General features: G+C 73.7%; 10 protein-coding genes. 7 read left to right on the plus strand and 3 right to left on the minus strand.

Features of this window, described 5'->3' with window-relative positions; all coding sequences use genetic code 11:
- Positions 1-112 precede the first annotated feature (112 nt).
- Positions 113-2,332, minus strand: coding sequence for an Hsp70 family protein (locus ACGF5C_RS16055; RefSeq protein WP_393302148.1), 2,220 nt, complete (start codon positions 2,330-2,332; stop codon positions 113-115).
- 139 nt (positions 2,333-2,471) lie between these two features.
- Between ACGF5C_RS16055 and ACGF5C_RS16060 the strand changes: the two genes are divergently transcribed.
- Together ACGF5C_RS16060 and ACGF5C_RS16065 are read left to right on the plus strand one after the other, a co-directional pair.
- Positions 2,472-3,137: a response regulator gene (locus tag ACGF5C_RS16060; protein WP_393302151.1), complete on the plus strand. Its 666-nt coding sequence runs from the start codon at positions 2,472-2,474 to the stop codon at positions 3,135-3,137.
- Positions 3,138-3,141: 4 nt separating this feature from the next.
- Positions 3,142-5,544 (plus strand): hypothetical protein, encoded by a 2,403-nt coding sequence (locus ACGF5C_RS16065; protein WP_393302154.1) that lies wholly within the window; start codon positions 3,142-3,144, stop codon positions 5,542-5,544.
- Between the two features lie 47 nt (positions 5,545-5,591).
- Here the strand turns inward: ACGF5C_RS16065 and ACGF5C_RS16070 are convergent, their stop codons facing one another.
- Entirely contained in the window at positions 5,592-6,686 is a 1,095-nt protein-coding gene (locus ACGF5C_RS16070) for a sensor histidine kinase (protein WP_393302157.1), read from the minus strand.
- A gap of 86 nt (positions 6,687-6,772) precedes the next feature.
- Positions 6,773-7,321 carry a sigma-70 family RNA polymerase sigma factor gene (locus tag ACGF5C_RS16075; RefSeq protein ID WP_393270700.1) on the minus strand — a complete coding sequence of 183 codons (549 nt, stop codon included), beginning with the start codon at positions 7,319-7,321 and terminating at the stop codon, positions 6,773-6,775.
- Between the two features lie 306 nt (positions 7,322-7,627).
- Here ACGF5C_RS16075 and ACGF5C_RS16080 point away from each other — a divergent pair, with 306 nt between their 5' ends.
- From ACGF5C_RS16080 to ACGF5C_RS16100, 5 genes are all read left to right on the plus strand, one after another.
- Positions 7,628-9,043 (plus strand): glycosyltransferase family 2 protein, encoded by a 1,416-nt coding sequence (locus ACGF5C_RS16080; protein ID WP_393302160.1) that lies wholly within the window; start codon positions 7,628-7,630, stop codon positions 9,041-9,043.
- Between the two features lie 86 nt (positions 9,044-9,129).
- Entirely contained in the window at positions 9,130-10,398 is a 1,269-nt protein-coding gene (locus ACGF5C_RS16085; RefSeq protein ID WP_393302163.1) for a hypothetical protein, read from the plus strand.
- Complete coding sequence (locus tag ACGF5C_RS16090) at positions 10,395-12,251, plus strand: hypothetical protein (protein WP_393302166.1); 1,857 nt, start codon at positions 10,395-10,397, stop codon at positions 12,249-12,251. The genes ACGF5C_RS16085 and ACGF5C_RS16090 overlap by 4 nt, the downstream gene beginning before the upstream one ends.
- Positions 12,251-12,385: a hypothetical protein gene (locus ACGF5C_RS16095; protein ID WP_393302169.1), complete on the plus strand. Its 135-nt coding sequence runs from the start codon at positions 12,251-12,253 to the stop codon at positions 12,383-12,385. Before ACGF5C_RS16090 ends, ACGF5C_RS16095 begins: the two co-directional genes overlap by 1 nt.
- Positions 12,382-15,849, plus strand: a complete 3,468-nt coding sequence (locus tag ACGF5C_RS16100; protein ID WP_393302172.1) for a right-handed parallel beta-helix repeat-containing protein — start codon at positions 12,382-12,384, stop codon at positions 15,847-15,849. Before ACGF5C_RS16095 ends, ACGF5C_RS16100 begins: the two co-directional genes overlap by 4 nt.
- Positions 15,850-15,859: the final 10 nt, after the last annotated feature.

Raw genomic sequence — 15,859 nt, forward strand, 5'->3', positions numbered from 1 at the left:
GAGTCCTACCCCAAGAGCGTCCACATGGGTTGCCCAGATCCGATGTGACCTGACAGCCCCGCGAAGCAGCCCGGTCCAGTAAGGGGCGTTCAGTAACCTTGTGACGGAATCATCATCCGCGAGCGGTCACGAGCGTGATGTAGCCGGTGGAGTACACCGTTGTCGCGGCGTTCGGTCCGAGCGTGACGCGTCCCGCCGGCACCTTTTTGGCGAACACGACGAAGTGGCGCTGGTCCTTGTCGTTGGTTGGGATGATCATGTCAGTGCGTTGGAAGCCCTGCTGGTTCAGCCACGTCGGCCACCAGTTGTCCACCTCCGGTGCTCCGCGTCTGTCGAAGGCGGCGTACACGGTGGCGTCGCGTGCGACATCGAAGACCAGGTAGTCCGCCGGGGAGGTCAGTCGCTTGTCGTCGCTGGCGCCGGGGATCAGCACTGCTCCGGTGAGCGGGTCGGGAAGGCTGGTGAAGACGGGCGGCCGGTCGACGAAATGCTTGGTACCTACTACCGCAGGGCGGACCGTAGTCAGCTTCGACGGTTTGTGTACCTGGACGTCCTCCAGTTTGAGCATTGGCCGCTTGCTCGGGGTGTTGGTCCCGGGCGTTGCGCTGGGTGTCTGCGGCCGGCCGCTCGGGGTGTTGGTCCCGGGCGTTGCGCTGGGTGTCTGCGGCCGGCCGCTCGGGGTGTTGGTCCCGGGCGTTGCGTTGGGCGTCTGCGGCCGACCGTCCGGGACGTCGGTCCCGGACGTTGCGTTGGACATCTGCGGCCGGTCGCTCGGGGCGCCGTTGCCGAACACGATCCCTATGCCCAGCAGGCCGAAGACCACGACCAGCGCGACGACGACGCGCGCGATCGCGAGCCGAGACCACCGCCGCCGCGCCGGGGGCGGCACGGCCGCCGGGGGGGTGCTTCCGGCCGGGCCGCTGACCGGGCGTACCGACGTGGCCGGCGGCTGCGCCCGGTGCTTCGCGCCGCGCCTCGTCTTGGGCGCCGGCGCGTCCACGGCTGTGCCCGCGTCCACGGCTGTGCCCGCGTCCACGGCTGTGCCCGCGTCCACGGCTGTGCCCGCGTCCACGGCTGTGCCCGCGTCCACGGCCGAACCGGGTGCTACGTGTCGACTAACAACGCGGTGCTCGCCGCTGTCACCTCCGGCGGCCGTCAGCGGCGCGCCGGTCCGGGCCGCCGTGGTGGCCGGCGCGCCGGGCTTGGGCCGCCGGGGCGCCGGGATGCCGCGCTCCGCGCGGGCGTCGGCGCTGAGCATCGCGGCGCCCAGCGCGACCGCGTGCTTCGGATGGGTATTGATCATGATCGGTCGCCGCAGTGTGTCCCGCAGCAACTGGGTAACCAGAGGGATCTGGGACGATCCGCCGACCAGAAGCACGGCTGTGAGGTCCTGCAGGGTGATCCCGGCGGCGGTCAGGGTCCGCCGGAACGTCTCGATGGTGGTTTCCACAGGCGGTGTGATCATCTGCTCGAACGCTTCCCGAGTCACGGTCACGTGCCGGACCGCGTCGGGCAGCGGCACCGTGATCTCCGCCTTCTCGCGGGTGGACAGCGCCTCCTTCGCGAGCATGCAGTCGCGCTGCACGGCGGCCAGGATCGAAGCGGTACCGGGATCGGTCGGGTCCAGCGCGGTGATCGCACCGCCCAGCTGGCGGTCGACGTGGTCCATGATCGCCTGGTCGAAGTCGGCGCCGCCGAGCCATTCGATGCCCTCGGGCGTACCGATGATCTCCAGCCCGTCTCGGCCGTTGCGGACCACCGCGCTGTCGAATGTGCCCCCGCCCAGGTCGTAGACCGCCAGCAGACCGTCCGGGGGCAGTGGCTGGGTGGAGCAGTAGTACGTGGCCGCAGCCACCGGCTCCGTGACGGTGACTACGGTCGGGCCGTCCGACCCGGCCACCGACCCCGGCTCGGCCTGCGGGCGGGGCAGGCCGGCCAGGTGCGGGATGGCGGCGAACTGCTCTCGCCGGTAGGGGCCCCACACCGCCGGGTGGGTCAGCACGATCCGGTCGGGCGGGGCGCCCCGGGCCTCGCTGACGGTGTCCACCACGGAACGGAGCAGGGCGGCCATCAGGGCGGTGGGGGAGTACGGGGCCCCGTCCAGGATCACCGGGGTGGGATCACCGAGGCGGCGCTTGAACTCCCGCGCCACCCGGCTGGGGTCCTGCAGGCCGAGGCGGTCGGCCGCCTCACCGGTCAGCAGCGCGCCCTGCTCGTCGAGGTAGGCGACCGACGGGGTGACGACCGCCTGCCCGGCCAGCGGCACCATGTCCAGGGCCCAGGCGGAGGCGGTCGCTGCGGCGGTGAAGCTGGTACCCAGGTCGATACCCACCCCATACATACCAGAGTCCCCTCGCCGAGCCCGCCGCCGTTACCATGCACAACGTTGTAGCTGGTTAACGGCGCCATCACGATACGCCGCAGTATTCGGGGTCACAAGATCGCCGGTGTTGACATCGGGAGGCTAGCAAGTGGACGTTGCGGTGGCCGACGACGGCGCGCTGTTCCGGGAGGGGCTGCAACTGCTGCTGTCCGCCGCGGGGCACGAGGTGGTCGGCTGTGTCGAGGACGGCGACCGGCTGCTGGAGTTGTTGGCCCGTACCCCCGTCGACGTGGCCATTCTGGACATCCGGATGCCGCCAGGGGCCGACGGCGGACTGCAGACCGCCCAGCGCATCCGGGCGAAATACCCCGACGTCGGGCTGCTCCTGTTGTCCCAGCACGCCGAGGCGCACTACCTGTTCCGGCTGCTGGAGATCGGCACCGAGCGGATCGGGTACCGGCTCAAGGACCAGGTGGCCGGGGTGGCCGTGCTCGCCGACACGCTGGTGCGCATCGCCGCGGGTGAGATCGTGATCGAGCCGGCGCTGGCCGCCAACCTGGTGGACCGGCCGAGCCCCCCGGTACGGAGTCTGCTGGCCGATCTCACCGAGCAGGAACGCGCCGTGCTGCGACTCATGGCGGAAGGGCGGTCGAATTCCGGGATCGCGGCGGGGTTGTTCCTGTCGGTCAAGACGGTCGAGAAACGGATTGCCAGCATCTTCACCAAGCTGGACCTGCCGGCCGAGTCGGCAGCGCACCACCGCCGGGTCCTGGCGGTGCTCGCGTACATGCGCTCGAACCAGATGGCGGACTAGAGCCGTGCTTCGGGCCACCGGCGACGAGCGGGCGCAGCCGTCCCGTCCAGGCGGGTCGTTCACCGCCCTGGTCCAGCTGGCGTCCTCGGGTGCGCTGCCCGCGCCGGCCGGGCCGCAGGACCCGCTGGGCGGGTACCGGCCGGTTCTGCGCACGCTGCTGCGGGAACTCGCCCAGGCGCACACGGTGCGCTACGCGGCACTGTGGCTGCCGGCGGAGACGGCACCCGGCACCAGCGGCCCACCCTGGGCACCCGCCGTCGCATGGCAGTCCCGGCGCTGGGGGCGGGGCACGCTGCCGAATCCGGTAGCCGACCCGGACCTGCTGCTGGACGCGGCCGGGGTGGTCGCGACGGCGGACGTGACCGACGGCGGGGCACGGTACGGGGTGCTGGTGCTGGCACACCCGGAGGACCCCCGGCATTCGCTGGCCGGGACGGCGTCGCTGGGCGAGACGGCGGTCTGCGTCGGCCTGCTGCTGCGTCAGGCCCGCCACCGCGCGGCGTGCGTCGCCGTGCGGGCCCGGGTCGACCAGGCGGTACAGCGGGTCGGCGCGACCCGGCTGGAGCTGCTCACGGTGCAGGCGGTGGAGCGCGACCGGCTCGCCACCGCGGTCACCGCGACACCCGGCCGGCAGCTACAGGCGATCCTGGACCGCACCACGGACCTGAAGCGGGCGCTGCGCGCCGGCTCCCCGGAGGCCACGGCGATCGTCGGTGGCATCCGGGCGGGGCTGGGCGAGATGATCGAGCAGTTCCGGTCCGTCGTCCGTGGGGTGTACCCGCAGGTGCTGCGCAGTACCGGCGTGCGCGCGGCGCTGGAGGAGGTCACCGCGACGCTGCCCGTGCCGGTGGTGTTCAGCGGCGAACTGGGCCGGCGCCAGGGCTGGGAGGTCGAGTCCGGGCTGTACCAGGCGGGCGCGTCCGCGGCGGCGGCGCTGGGCGCCAGCGGCGGCGAGCAGCCGGTGACCCTGGAACTGGGCCGGTCCGGCGGCGTGCTGACGATCCGCGCGCAGCGGGCCGGCACCGAGCCGGCCGAGGTCGCCCTGGCGCTGCGGGACGACTCCCGGCGGCTGGCCGCGCTGGGCGGCCGGCTGCGGGTGGAGCGGGCCGGCCGGGACGAGCCGACCGTGGTGGACATCCTGCTGCCGGAGCGGCTCGGCGGCGACTGGCCGGAGTCCGCGCGTACCGCCGAGCCGCAGCCGGCCGTGCCGCAGCCGGGCGAGCCACAGTCGGCCGTGCCGCAGCCGGGCGAGCCGCAGCCGGCCGAGGCCGCCGCCGCGCCCGAGCTGTTGGCCGGTGTTTCCGTGCGTCGCCTGCTGACCCTGCTCGTGACCAGCCGGGAGGCGTCGGTGGACAGCCCGCCGTTACGGGTCGCGGTCGACCGGCAGGACGGTAGGGCCAGAGTGGCGGTGGTCGGGACCCCGGCGTCCGAGCTGCTGTCGGCGCTGCGCGGGCCGGCCGGTACCGCCCGGTGGGAGCCACCGGCCGGAGTGGTCCCGCCGACCGGATACCAGTACCAGCCGTACCCGCGGATCACGCTGGACCCGGCTCGCGGGGCACCACCGTGGCGGCCCGTCCGGCTGTCCGACTGGTCCGGTGCCGCGTGGCCGGACGCGGCGGCCGGGGTGGAGCGGATCCTGGTGGAGGGACCGGTGGACGCGCTGCGCGGGCTGCGGCTGCTGCACCACCGCGACGACGTCGACGCCGACCTCGCGGCCCGGCTGCGCCGCTGGACGGGAACCGCCGACGGGCCCCCCGACGCGGTCGTGCTGGCGCTGTCCGGGCCGCCCAGCGCGGCGGAGTCGGAGTTCCTGACCGCCCTGCGGTCGCCGTACGGGGAAGGGTTCCCCCCGGTGGTGATCTGCGCGCTGCGCGCGGGCACCGCCGCGACGGCCGGCTCACCGCCGGAACCGGGGTCGATGTGCGACGCGGTCGTGGACTGGCGTGCGGCCCCGGACGGCGGTACCGAGATCGAGGCGGCGCTGCGTACCCGGGTACGCGCCCGGACCGGGGTGCTGGCCGCCCGGTGGGCGCTGCGCGCACTGGTGGCCTGCCTGACCACGGGGCAGTTGGACGACCAGTTCGCCCGGGCGGTGGAGGCGGCCGTCACGGGCGCGCACGAGATACCCGAGCTGGACCTGTTGCAGGCGTTGCAGGGCGGGCGGATCCGGCTGCCGCGCGGGCACGACGAGGCGGTGCGCCTGCTCGGCGCGCATGGTCTGGACGCGCGGTCCCGGCTCGGCCTGGCCGGTGACGCGGACCCGGGGGAGGTGACCCGGGCCGCGAACCGGGCACTGGTGTTCTGGCGGGCCCAGGCCCTGACGCCGGACACGGGACTGGCCGGGCGTAGTGCGTGCGCGCTGCTGGTACGGACGTGCGAGCGGCTGCTCACCGACGGCGTCGAGTGACCGGCGTCCGGCACGGGCGGGAGGTCCGGCGGTGCCGGCGGGACGGCTCAGAGCGTCACGAACCCGCTGACCCGGGTGCCGGTGGTCGGGCTCGACCGCACCGTCAGCGTGCCGTCGACCGAGGCCAGGCGGGCGGCGAGCTGGCGCAGCGGCATCCGGCCCTCGGTGTCGAAGCCCGGCCCGGTGTCGTCCACCTCGAAGCTGAGGCCCCGGCGGGAGGTACGTAGCGTCAGCGTGACCGCGGCGCCCGGAGCGTGCTTGTGCGCGTTGCTGACCGCCTCCAGGCAGGCCAGGTAGACGGCGGCCTCCACCTCGGGCAGGTACCGGTAACCGACCAGTTCCGGGTCGATGTCCAGGGTGACCGTGTCGAGCGCCTCCAGCCGGGCCGTCAACGCGGCCACCAGACCGTGGTCGGCCAACGGTGCCAGCAGGCCGGTCGCGGTGGTGTGCAGCACCTCCTCGGTGCTGGCCAGCAGCTCCCGCAGCCGGTCGAGGTGCTGGCCCGCCTCGGCGGCGTTGCCGGCGCCGAGCTGGTGCTCCACCATGGCCAGCGACATCTGCAACGCGACCATGTGGTGCTGGGCGCCGTCGTGCAGGTCGCGCTCCAGCTGGTACCGCTGGTGTTCCATCTCGCCCGCGGCCCGCAGCCGGGTGTCGGCCAGCAGCAGGGTGCTCTGACCGATCAGCCGTTCGGCGCCGGCGGTGATCAGCTGGGCCTGGATGTCGCTGACCAGCAGGCGGGTCACCGCGTGCAGCTCGGGCCACCGGCGCAGCCGCTCGGCCGCCGTCGGCGGCTCGACCACGAGGTCGGCCAGGACCTGCTCGCCGTCGCACAGCCGGACCGGCGCCGCCCCGGGCACGGGTACCGCCGCCTCGGCGCCGGTAGCGGTCCACCAGTACTCCTGCACGGTGTGTTCGGTCGCCGTGTCCGCGTCGTGGCCCGCCGGCAGGGGCAGCCATACCGCGATGGTGACCGTGGTGGCCTCCAGACACCCACCCAGCGCCCGGGCCAGGGCTTCGGCCTGCACTCCCGGCAGCGGCCGACCCGGCAGGCCGTGCACCGCGTCAACCACCCGTGCCACATTGTCCGGCGGCCCCGGCACCGGGGACGGCCCGTCGGCTCGCTGCGTCGAACGGCGCATGCCCGTCACTGTAGGCGGCTTTGGCCGGGCCGGCTGACCCGGCTCGTGGCCCGCGGCGGCCCGCCGCCACGGTAGCCGCCGGGGGCTCACGCGGCGCAGAGCAGGTGGTTGACCGTTGCCTTGCGGGCTGCCCGCAGCGCGTAGTGCACCCGGCTCTTGACGGTGCCGACCGGTACCCCGAGCGTTGCGCTGATCTCGGCCGCGGTCCGCCCGTTCAGGTAGGTCTCCACCAGCGCGGCCTGGTGCTCCGGCCACAGCCCGCGCAGCACCTGCTCGACCAGGAGGGAGTCCACCACGACGGCCGTCGGGTCCGCCGTGGCCACCTCGGCGGCGTTCTCGATGTCCACCTCGGTCGGCCGGGCCTTCTTCATGCGGTACCCGTCCATCACCAGGTTGTGCACCACCCGGCGCAGCCAGCCCAGCACCGACCCGCGGTCGGCGGTGAGCTGGTCCAGGTGCGTCCACGCCCGCAGGAACGCCTCCTGCACCACGTCCTCGGCGCGCCCGGTGTCGCCGTCGGTCAGCCGCTGCGCGTACCTCAGCAGCGGCTGCTGGTAGGCATCCATCAGTTCGCGCAGGCGGGAATCGCTTTCCAACGCGCTGCTGTGTCGCTTGCTCTGCACCCGTTCGGCCATGCCCAAGACAGTGCCGCCGCGGGCCGGTCGCCCGACATGGTGCGGCCCCTGCTCCTGCGGGTGCCACCCCTCGGGTTGGAGAGGGTTATCCCTACGCCATGCACCGGTACCGGCGGCCCGCGCCGCGCCACCGCTCGTTCGCGTGCTGACCGGTGAACCCGACGGTGCCGCGATGCCGTGCCCCATGTGGACGACCTCGCTCACGGGCAGGCGGCGACGGTCGTCCGGCGCCGCCGCGACGGCCGGTACCGCGGCCGGGCGGCGGCCCGAGGACGGCGCCGTGGCGCCCCGACCGAAGAGGTGGGCATGGAGGAGACGGACTTCCCGGCGGTGGGCATCGGGATTACGACGCACAACCGGGGCGTCGTGCTGCGTACCGCGTTGGAGGCGATCCGCAAGTATGCGCCCAGCGGTGCCGCGATAGTCGTGGTCGACGACGCCAGCGACGAACCGGTGGAGGAGGCGACGTTTCGCTTCGACAGCAACGCCGGTATCGCCCGGGCCAAGAACAAGTGCCTGGAACTACTGCTCGAGCGGGGCTGTACGCACCTGTTCCTGTTCGACGACGACTGCTGGCCGGTCGTGGACGGCTGGGAGCGGCCCTACATCGACAATCCCGAGCCGCATCTGATGTACATCTTCACCGACACCCCACGTGGCCGGCTGACCGACTCGCTGGAGATCTACCGGGACGCGCAGCTTCGGGCGTACACCCATCCGCGCGGATGCATGCTCTACTTCGAGCGGCGGGTGCTGGACCGGGTGGGCGGGTACGACACCCGGTACGGCCGGTGGGGGTACGAGCACGTGGACCTCTCCAACCGGATCTACAACGCCGGCCTGACCTCGTTCCGGTTCGCTGACGTGGTGGGCAGCGGAGACCTCATCTTCAGTTGCGACGAACGCACCAGGGTCGGCTCCAGCGTGTCCGACATCGAGCGCTTCACCCTGGTGCGCAATCTCAAGACCCGGTCGGAGGCCAGCTACACCTCGGCCGAGTACCGCGAGTTCCGCACCCGCCCGGTCGGTGCGGCGGCGACGCAGAACGTGGTGCTGACCACGTACCTCACCGCGCAGCCCGACCCGCAGCGCGGCACCACCTGGACACCGAACTACGCCGACCTGGCCGAGTTGCGCCGCTCTGTCGAACGGCACGGGCGGCGGTTGGTGGTGCTGCACGACTGCCTCGACGAGCCGGACACCGACCTGGTCACGCACGTCCGGGTGGCGCCGGGCGGGGAGGTCAGCTCGCCGTACTTCCACCGCTGGCTGTGCTGGTGGCGCTACCTGCGCGAGCACCCCGAGATCGACCAGGTGTGGTGCGTCGACGGTACCGACGTGGAGATGCTGCGCGATCCGTTCCCGGAGATGGACGACCGACTGTACGTGGGCGACGAGCCGGCGCCGCTGTGCATTCCGTGGATGGTGTATCAGCACGGCGGCAGCGCCAAGCTGTTGCAGTTCCTGTCCGACAACCGGGGTATCCCGCTGCTCAACTGCGGGCTCACCGGCGGTCGGCGGGAAACGGTGCTGGAATTCTGTCGGGACATGTTCGACTTCTGCGTCACCAACGCCCGGGAGGCCGGCCCGCTCGACATGGGGCCGTTCAACTACGTGGCCCGTACCTGGTACGCGGGGATGATCGTGCACGGCCGCCAGGTCAGCACGGAGTTCCGTAAGGACGACCGGGCCAGCACCGAGTCGTGGTGGCGGCACAAGTAGTCGTATCCGGCCCGTGGCAGGAGTGAACCCTACTGGCGTACGAGGCGTGCCACAGATGAACCCCCGGACGCGGGTGAAGGAGGGCGGTGACCGTGGACGTGGACACGGACCTGGATGTGGCACCGGAGACGACACGGGACGCCGACCGTGACGAGAGCATGCACGCGTTGCTGCTGCGGTTGGCCGGCTCGCTGCCGGACCGGGTACTGACCGACGCGCGGGACGCGCTGGCCGCCGGCCGGCGGCTGGACGTCGTACAGGCGGTCGCCTTCGAGGCGGTCTCCCAGCCGCTGCAACTGGACGCCGACGAGATCGCGGCGCTGCGCGAGGAACTGGCACTCAGCGGCGGGGACATCGACCTCGGCCTGGCGCTGGAGGAGCTGCGCGGGGAACGCCCGCCGGCACCGTGGCAGTTCCTGTCCGACCTGCCGACCAAGCAGGAAGACCTGGCGTTGATGGCGCTCCCGCAGGACCGCACCGCCGACCCGGTCGACGCCCTCGATCCGGCGGACCGGGCGCTGGTGGCCGCGGCGTCGGCAATCCCGACGGTACGCGCGGTGTGGCGGGCGTGGCGGATGCCGTCCAGCGCCCGGCCCTGGCAGGACCCGGTACGCGTGGCCGTGGTCAGCGTCGACGACACCATGGATACCCTCCCCGCACTCAGCGCCCAATTGCGGCAGATCATGGCCGAGGCCGGGGACGCCGAGGCCCAGGTCGAGGTCTGCTGGGCCGGGCTGCACGCGCCGTACTACCAGACCCTGGCCCGCTCGTCCGGCGCCCTGCTGTGGGCGGCACGGCCGGCCGCGCCGGTGGCCACCGCCCGGCTCTTCGACGGCGTCGATCCGGTACGCGGCCCGTGGTTCGCCAGCAACCGGCCGGTGGTCTCCGATCCCACGGAACGCGACGACCTGCTCGCCGCGCTGCGCGGGGGGGTGGTCATCGCGTGGAGCAGCGCCGGGATGCCCGACATCCTGGCCCCGGACCGGGGCGACGTGGTACCGATGCACCTGCGTACCGACGGGATCTGGCTGTGGAGCGAGGGGGTCGCGTACTACCTGGAGAACTACGGCCTGGCGCCGGATCCGCAGTTGGCCGCGCACCTGACCGGGGATGAGCCCGACGAGCCCCTGGACGAGATCTCCGTGCACCGCGCCCTGGTGCACCTGTGCCGGCCCGACGCCGAGGCGGTCGTCTGGTCGCCGTCCGGTGCCGACGACGACCCGGTGGCACCGGCCGACGCCCCCTCGTCCGACATCCCGTCGCCCGACGGCCTGGCGCCGGCCCACCCGGAGCTGCCGGACGTGACACCCGAGGCAAGGCCGGACGCCGGTACGCTCCGGCCGGTGTCGCCGTGACCGAAATGCTCGCCCTGCGGCAGCGGGCACCCCTGCCGTCGTCCTGGAAGGTGTCGCCGCCGGCCCAGGGCGAACCGGTCGGGAAGCACGTGGCGCGGTACCTGCGACAGGCGTCGCAGGCGGTGGGCGCCGCCGTGGCGCGCATCCTGCCGGACGCCGGTGCGCGGGTGCCGGTGCTCGATCCGGGGCCGTGGGAGGCACCGGGATCGGTCACCCCCGGCCCGGCGGGTTGGTTCGCGCTCGCGGTCGAGGCCGGCCGGTCCGGCTTCCGGCTGGCCGGCCGGCCGGTGGCCGCCGCCGACCTGGCCCGGGCGATCTGGCACTGCCCCCGCTGGCGGGGCCGGCCGGTGCTGCTGGTCACCCAGCGGTCCGCGTCGGCCGACGGGGTCGGACCGGTGCTGCACCAGCTCGCGGCCGACCTGGGGGCACCGGTCTACGCCTCGGACTCCGGGATCCGCTTCACCTTCGGGCGCGCCTCCGCGAACGGGCTGTTCTGGTGCTGGCGTCCGGGCGGCGGGGACGAACCGGAGCCGGCGGGCAACGTGCTGCCCCCGCTGGGACCGGTACGCGTCCGTCCCACCCCGACCGGCCGGGTGCCGGGCCGCAACCACCAGCCGTCGTCCCTGGTGCCGTCCCCCGCGACCCCCGATCCGGGGACCGCCCCGTCGCCCGCCGACCCGGCAGAGGCCACGTCACCCGCTGCGGCACCGGAATCCGGGCCCGAGCTGCCCTCGCCGGTGGAAGCGGCGTTCGAGGCGCACAGCCTGGCGCTTCCGGTGATCGAGCTGCCCCGGCCCGACCTCAGCGTCCAGCGCATGGCGCTGACGGAATTCGACGTGCCCCGGCTGGAGCTGGACACCTGCCGGCCGCTGACCGCCGACCCGGACGCCGCCAGCCCCACCGTGTCCGTGCCGGCTGCGGCCACCCTGACGGCATCCGTGCCGGCTGCGGCCACCCTGACGGGATCCGTGCCGGCTGCGGCCATGCCGGAAGCCACGGACGCTCCGACGACCGGCCCGGAGAGCACCGATGCCCCGGCGAACGGCGCGGGCGGCGGTCCTCCGCCGGCGTCACCCGCCAACCGGGGCGCGGCGTGGTTCGGGGTACGGGCCCGCACCGACGAGGCGGACCGGGAGCGGCTGCGTACCGTGCTGGGCTGGAAGTTCCAGGCCCACTCCCGGACGGTGGCCCGGGCGCTGTCGCTGCACCCGGGGCTGCGCAGTGCGGTCGGCGCGCACGACGTGATGGCCGGGCTGGTCACGGTGCTGGCTCTGCTCGACGGGGTGGGCGCGCGGGTCAACGACGCGCTGCGCGGTGGAGGCACGCCCGACGAGGACGTCCAGTTGCTGGCCCGGTGCGCCCGCGCCGGTCTGGAACAACTGCCGGCCGTCGGGGGACCCGTCTTCGCCGCGGTACCCGCCGGACTCAACGTCGGCCGGTACCGGGCCGGGGACCTGGTGGTGGAGCCGGCGTTCACCACGGTGTCGTGCCACGGTGGCACCGAGGGCGACGCGGGCCGGTACGCGATCTGGTCGGCCACCGCGCGGCGGCTGGACCAACTGGGAATCGCGGACGGGCCTGGTGTCCGAGCCGGGCGGGCGATGTTCGCCGCCGGTTCCCGCTTCGCGGTGCTCGGCGTCGACGAGGGGCCGGACGGCGCGCCGTACGTGCTGCTGCGGGAGGTCGTCTCCGGGCACCGCGACGGCGCACTCGACGAGCGGGTGGCCGGCAAGCTGCGCGACGCGCTCGCCGCCCAGCCGCAACGCGCGGCGCCCGCGCCGCTGCCGTGGCCGCTCGGCTTCGCGGCCGGCGACCGCCCGTTCGCGCTCGAACCCGGACCGGGCGGCGCGTGATGTACGAGGAGACGATCTCCGGCTTCCTCCGGTCCGACCCCGGCGGCCCGGCCCGGCCCGGCCCGCCCCGCGCCGGCACCATTCCCGGCGGCAACACCCCCGGCGGCGACAGTGAGCAAGGAGCGAACTCGTGACCACCAGCGTGCTGTCGGTGTCGGCCAGGGACACCGGATGCCTCACCGACATCTCCCGGGCACTGGAGTCGGCGGCGCCCGGCGACACCGTCGCGGTACGCCCTGGCGTGTACCGCGAGGCGCCGCTGTTCCGCCGGAACGTTGTCCTGGTCGCCGAGGACGGACCGGGCACCGTCACCATCGAGGTGCCCCCGGGCGGGGCCATCCTGGCCGCCGGGGGCGAGATCCTGATCCAGGACATCGCCATCCGTGGCAGCGACGAGCGGATGCCGCTGCTCCAGGTGGCGGCCGGCCGGGTCCGTCTGGAGGCGTGCACCGTCGACGCCACGGCGGCGGCCGCGATCCACGTGCGCGGGGGCACCGTGGAGATGCGCGGCGGCGCGATCAGCAACTCCGGCGGGGCCGGCGTGGTCCACGAGGCCGGCACGGGCGAGTACACCCGCGTACGGATGAGCGGCATCGCCAAGTGCGCGATCATGACGGCCGGGTCGAGCGCCCCGGTGTTCCGGGACTGCACGTTCACCGGGATCGGGGAGGCGGCGCTCCTGGCCGTGGGCGCCAGCGCCCCGCGCCTGGAGGACTGCCGCATCGACGAGGTCGGCCAGTACGCCGTCGTCGCGCAGCAGACCGCCCGGCCGTACCTGACCGGGACCACGGTGTCCGGCGGCGAGGTCGGGCTGCTCGTCAGCGACAGGGCGACCCCGGTGCTGGAGCGCTGCGAGATCCGGGACGCCCGGGTGCACGCCGTGGTGACCATGGGGCAGGCGGCGCCCGCGCTCTCCGACACGCGCGTCACCCGGGCCCGGGGCCACGGCCTCGACTGCCGGGACACCTCCGCGCCGACGCTGACCAACTGCGAGGTGCGTGACTGCGGCGCGGCCGGGGTGGTGGTCAACGGCACGGCGACGCCGCACCTCACCGGGGGTACCGTGGCGGACTGCGCCGACGCTGGGGTGTTCCTGACTGGCCGGTCGAAGGCGCGGCTGGACGGGGTCGGGGTCCGCGACGTCCCCATCGGCGTGGCGATCGAGCAGGAAGCCGCCCCGCACCTGCACGGCCTGACCATCGAGGGCATCCGCTACGGCCTGCACGCGACCGGCGGAGCCGGCCGGTTCTCCAACGGCCAGGTCACCGGGGCGCGGACCGCCGGGGCGAAGCTCGCCGACAGCGCGACCACCGTGCTGTCCAACTCCCGGATCACCGGCTGCCGGATCGGCGTGGAGGTGGCCGGGAACGCCCGGCCCACCCTGTCCTCGATGGCCGTGGAGGAGTCGGGTGGGGCGGGCGTGCGGACCGGCGGCCCCAGCGCGGCCACCCTGTCCCGCAGCCGGATCAGCGGCAGTCACGGCCCGGGGATCCGGGCCGGCGCCGGCAGCACCGTCACCGCCACGGACTGCGAGATCGTGGGCAACCAGGGCCCGGGTGTCGCGGTGGAGACCGACGCGCCGGTGCGGCTCCACGGCGGGGTGGTGCGCGGCAACGGCGGCGTCGCCGTGGACGCGCCGAGCCCGACCGCCGCAGTCGAGTTGTCAGGAGTGGACACCGGCCACAACGGACGCCCGATCTCCCTTCCGCCGCCCGGGGCCGGGCGGCCGGACGCACCGGGGGCCGACGCCCCGAAGTCCGCTTCCGCCCCGACCGGAGGCGCCGGGTCGGACGTCGCCCCGCCCGGGAAACCGTCCGGTGCCCGCCCGTCGGGCCCCGCGCCGTCCGACGTCGGGTCACCCGCTCCGGCGGTGCCCTCCGGCGGCGGTCCCGATCCCGGTGACGGGCCGCCGAGTGGCGGCGCGACGGGTGGCGGCGGGGAGGCGGACGGGCCGGTGGCCGCGCTGCTGCGCGAACTGGACGGACTGGTCGGCCTGGCCGGCGTCAAGCACGAGGTGGCCACCCTGGTCGGGCTCAACCAGATCGCCAAGCGTCGCAGGGAGGCCGGACTGCACGTACCGCCCATGTCCCGGCACCTGGTCTTCGCCGGGCCGCCCGGCACCGGTAAGACCACCGTGGCCCGCATCTTCGCCCGGATCCTGGCCACCCTCGGGGTGCTCGCCAGCGGGCAACTGGTCGAGGTGTCCCGCAGCGACCTGGTCGCCGAGCATGTCGGCGGCACCGCGGTGAAGACCACCGCCCGGTTCGAGGAAGCCCTGGGCGGGGTGCTCTTCATCGACGAGGCGTACACGCTCTCGACCGGCGGGGGCAGCGGCCACGACTTCGGCCGGGAGGCCATCGACACCCTGGTCAAGCTGATGGAGGACCACCGGGACGAGGTGGTCGTGGTGGTCGCCGGGTACACCCCGAACATGCGTACCTTCCTGGCCGCCAACCCGGGTCTGGAGTCCCGCTTCGCCCGTACCATCCAGTTCGACAGCTACTCCGACGACGAACTCGCCGAGATCGTCGAGCGGCTCTGCCGCGCCCACCACTACGCGCTGGAGTACGAGACGCGGCAGGCCCTGGTGCGCCACTTCAGCGACATGCCCCGCAACGAGACCTTCGGCAACGCCCGGGTGGCGCGCCAGGTCTTCGAGGACATGCTGGGGCGTCAGGCGTACCGGCTGTCGAACAACCCGCAGGCCCCGGACCTCGAACTGGCCCGGCTGCTGCCGGAGGACCTGGGCGAACAGGCGGCTGCGCCGTCGGCGGCGGCCGGCGTGGCGCAGGCCGTCCAGGACCTGCTCGGAAAGCTGAACGCGATGGTCGGCCTGGACGCGGTCAAGCGCGAGGTGACCGACGTCATCGACCTGATCGCCTCCACCGAGGCCCGGACCCGGGCCGGTCTGCCCGCTCCGACGATCTCCCGGCACCTGGTCTTCGCCGGGGCGCCCGGCACTGGCAAGACCAGCGTGGCCCGGCTGTACGGGCAGCTGCTCAACGCAATGGGTGTGCTGCGCACCGGGCAGCTCGTCGAGGTCAGCCGGGCCGACCTGGTCGGCGAGTACGTCGGGCACACCGCCGTCAAGACCACCGACGTGTTCAACCGGGCGCGCGGCGGCGTGCTGTTCATCGACGAGGCGTACGCGCTGGCCGGCCAGGGCAACGACTTCGGTCGGGAAGCCATCGACACGCTGGTGAAGCTGATGGAGGACCATCGGGACGACATCGTGGTGATCGCGGCCGGGTACACCGGGGACATGCGCCGGTTCCTGGCCAACAACGTCGGGCTGGCCTCCCGGTTCAGCCGGCAGGTCCCGTTCGAGTCGTACACCTCCTCGGAACTGGTGTCCATCGTGCAGACGCTGGCCCGCGACAGCGGCTTCGACTTCAGCAACGACTGCCTCCCGGTGCTGTCCGAGCACTTCGACAGCCTGACCCGGGACGAGACCTTCGGCAACGGCCGGTACGCCCGCCAGCTGCTCGAACGCACCATCACCAAGCAGGCCAACCGGCTGCGCCGCGCGACCGCACCGACGGTCGACGACATGCGCCAGCTGTACGCGGCCGACGTACGGGCAGCCCTGGCCGCCTGACCCAGTAGCG

Origin of the sequence: Micromonospora sp. NPDC047620, from assembly GCF_043205005.1 — a bacterium.
In the GTDB taxonomy this organism is placed as follows: Bacteria; Actinomycetota; Actinomycetes; order Mycobacteriales; family Micromonosporaceae; genus Micromonospora.

Coding starts and splice junctions, on each gene's coding strand:
- ACGF5C_RS16070 (WP_393302157.1), bottom strand. CDS start 6,686: ATGCGCCGTTCGACGCAGCGAGCCGACGGGCCGTCCCCGGTGCCGGGG.
- ACGF5C_RS16075 (WP_393270700.1), bottom strand. CDS start 7,321: ATGGCCGAACGGGTGCAGAGCAAGCGACACAGCAGCGCGTTGGAAAGC.
- ACGF5C_RS16080 (WP_393302160.1), top strand. CDS start 7,628: ATGGAGGAGACGGACTTCCCGGCGGTGGGCATCGGGATTACGACGCAC.
- ACGF5C_RS16095 (WP_393302169.1), top strand. CDS start 12,251: ATGTACGAGGAGACGATCTCCGGCTTCCTCCGGTCCGACCCCGGCGGC.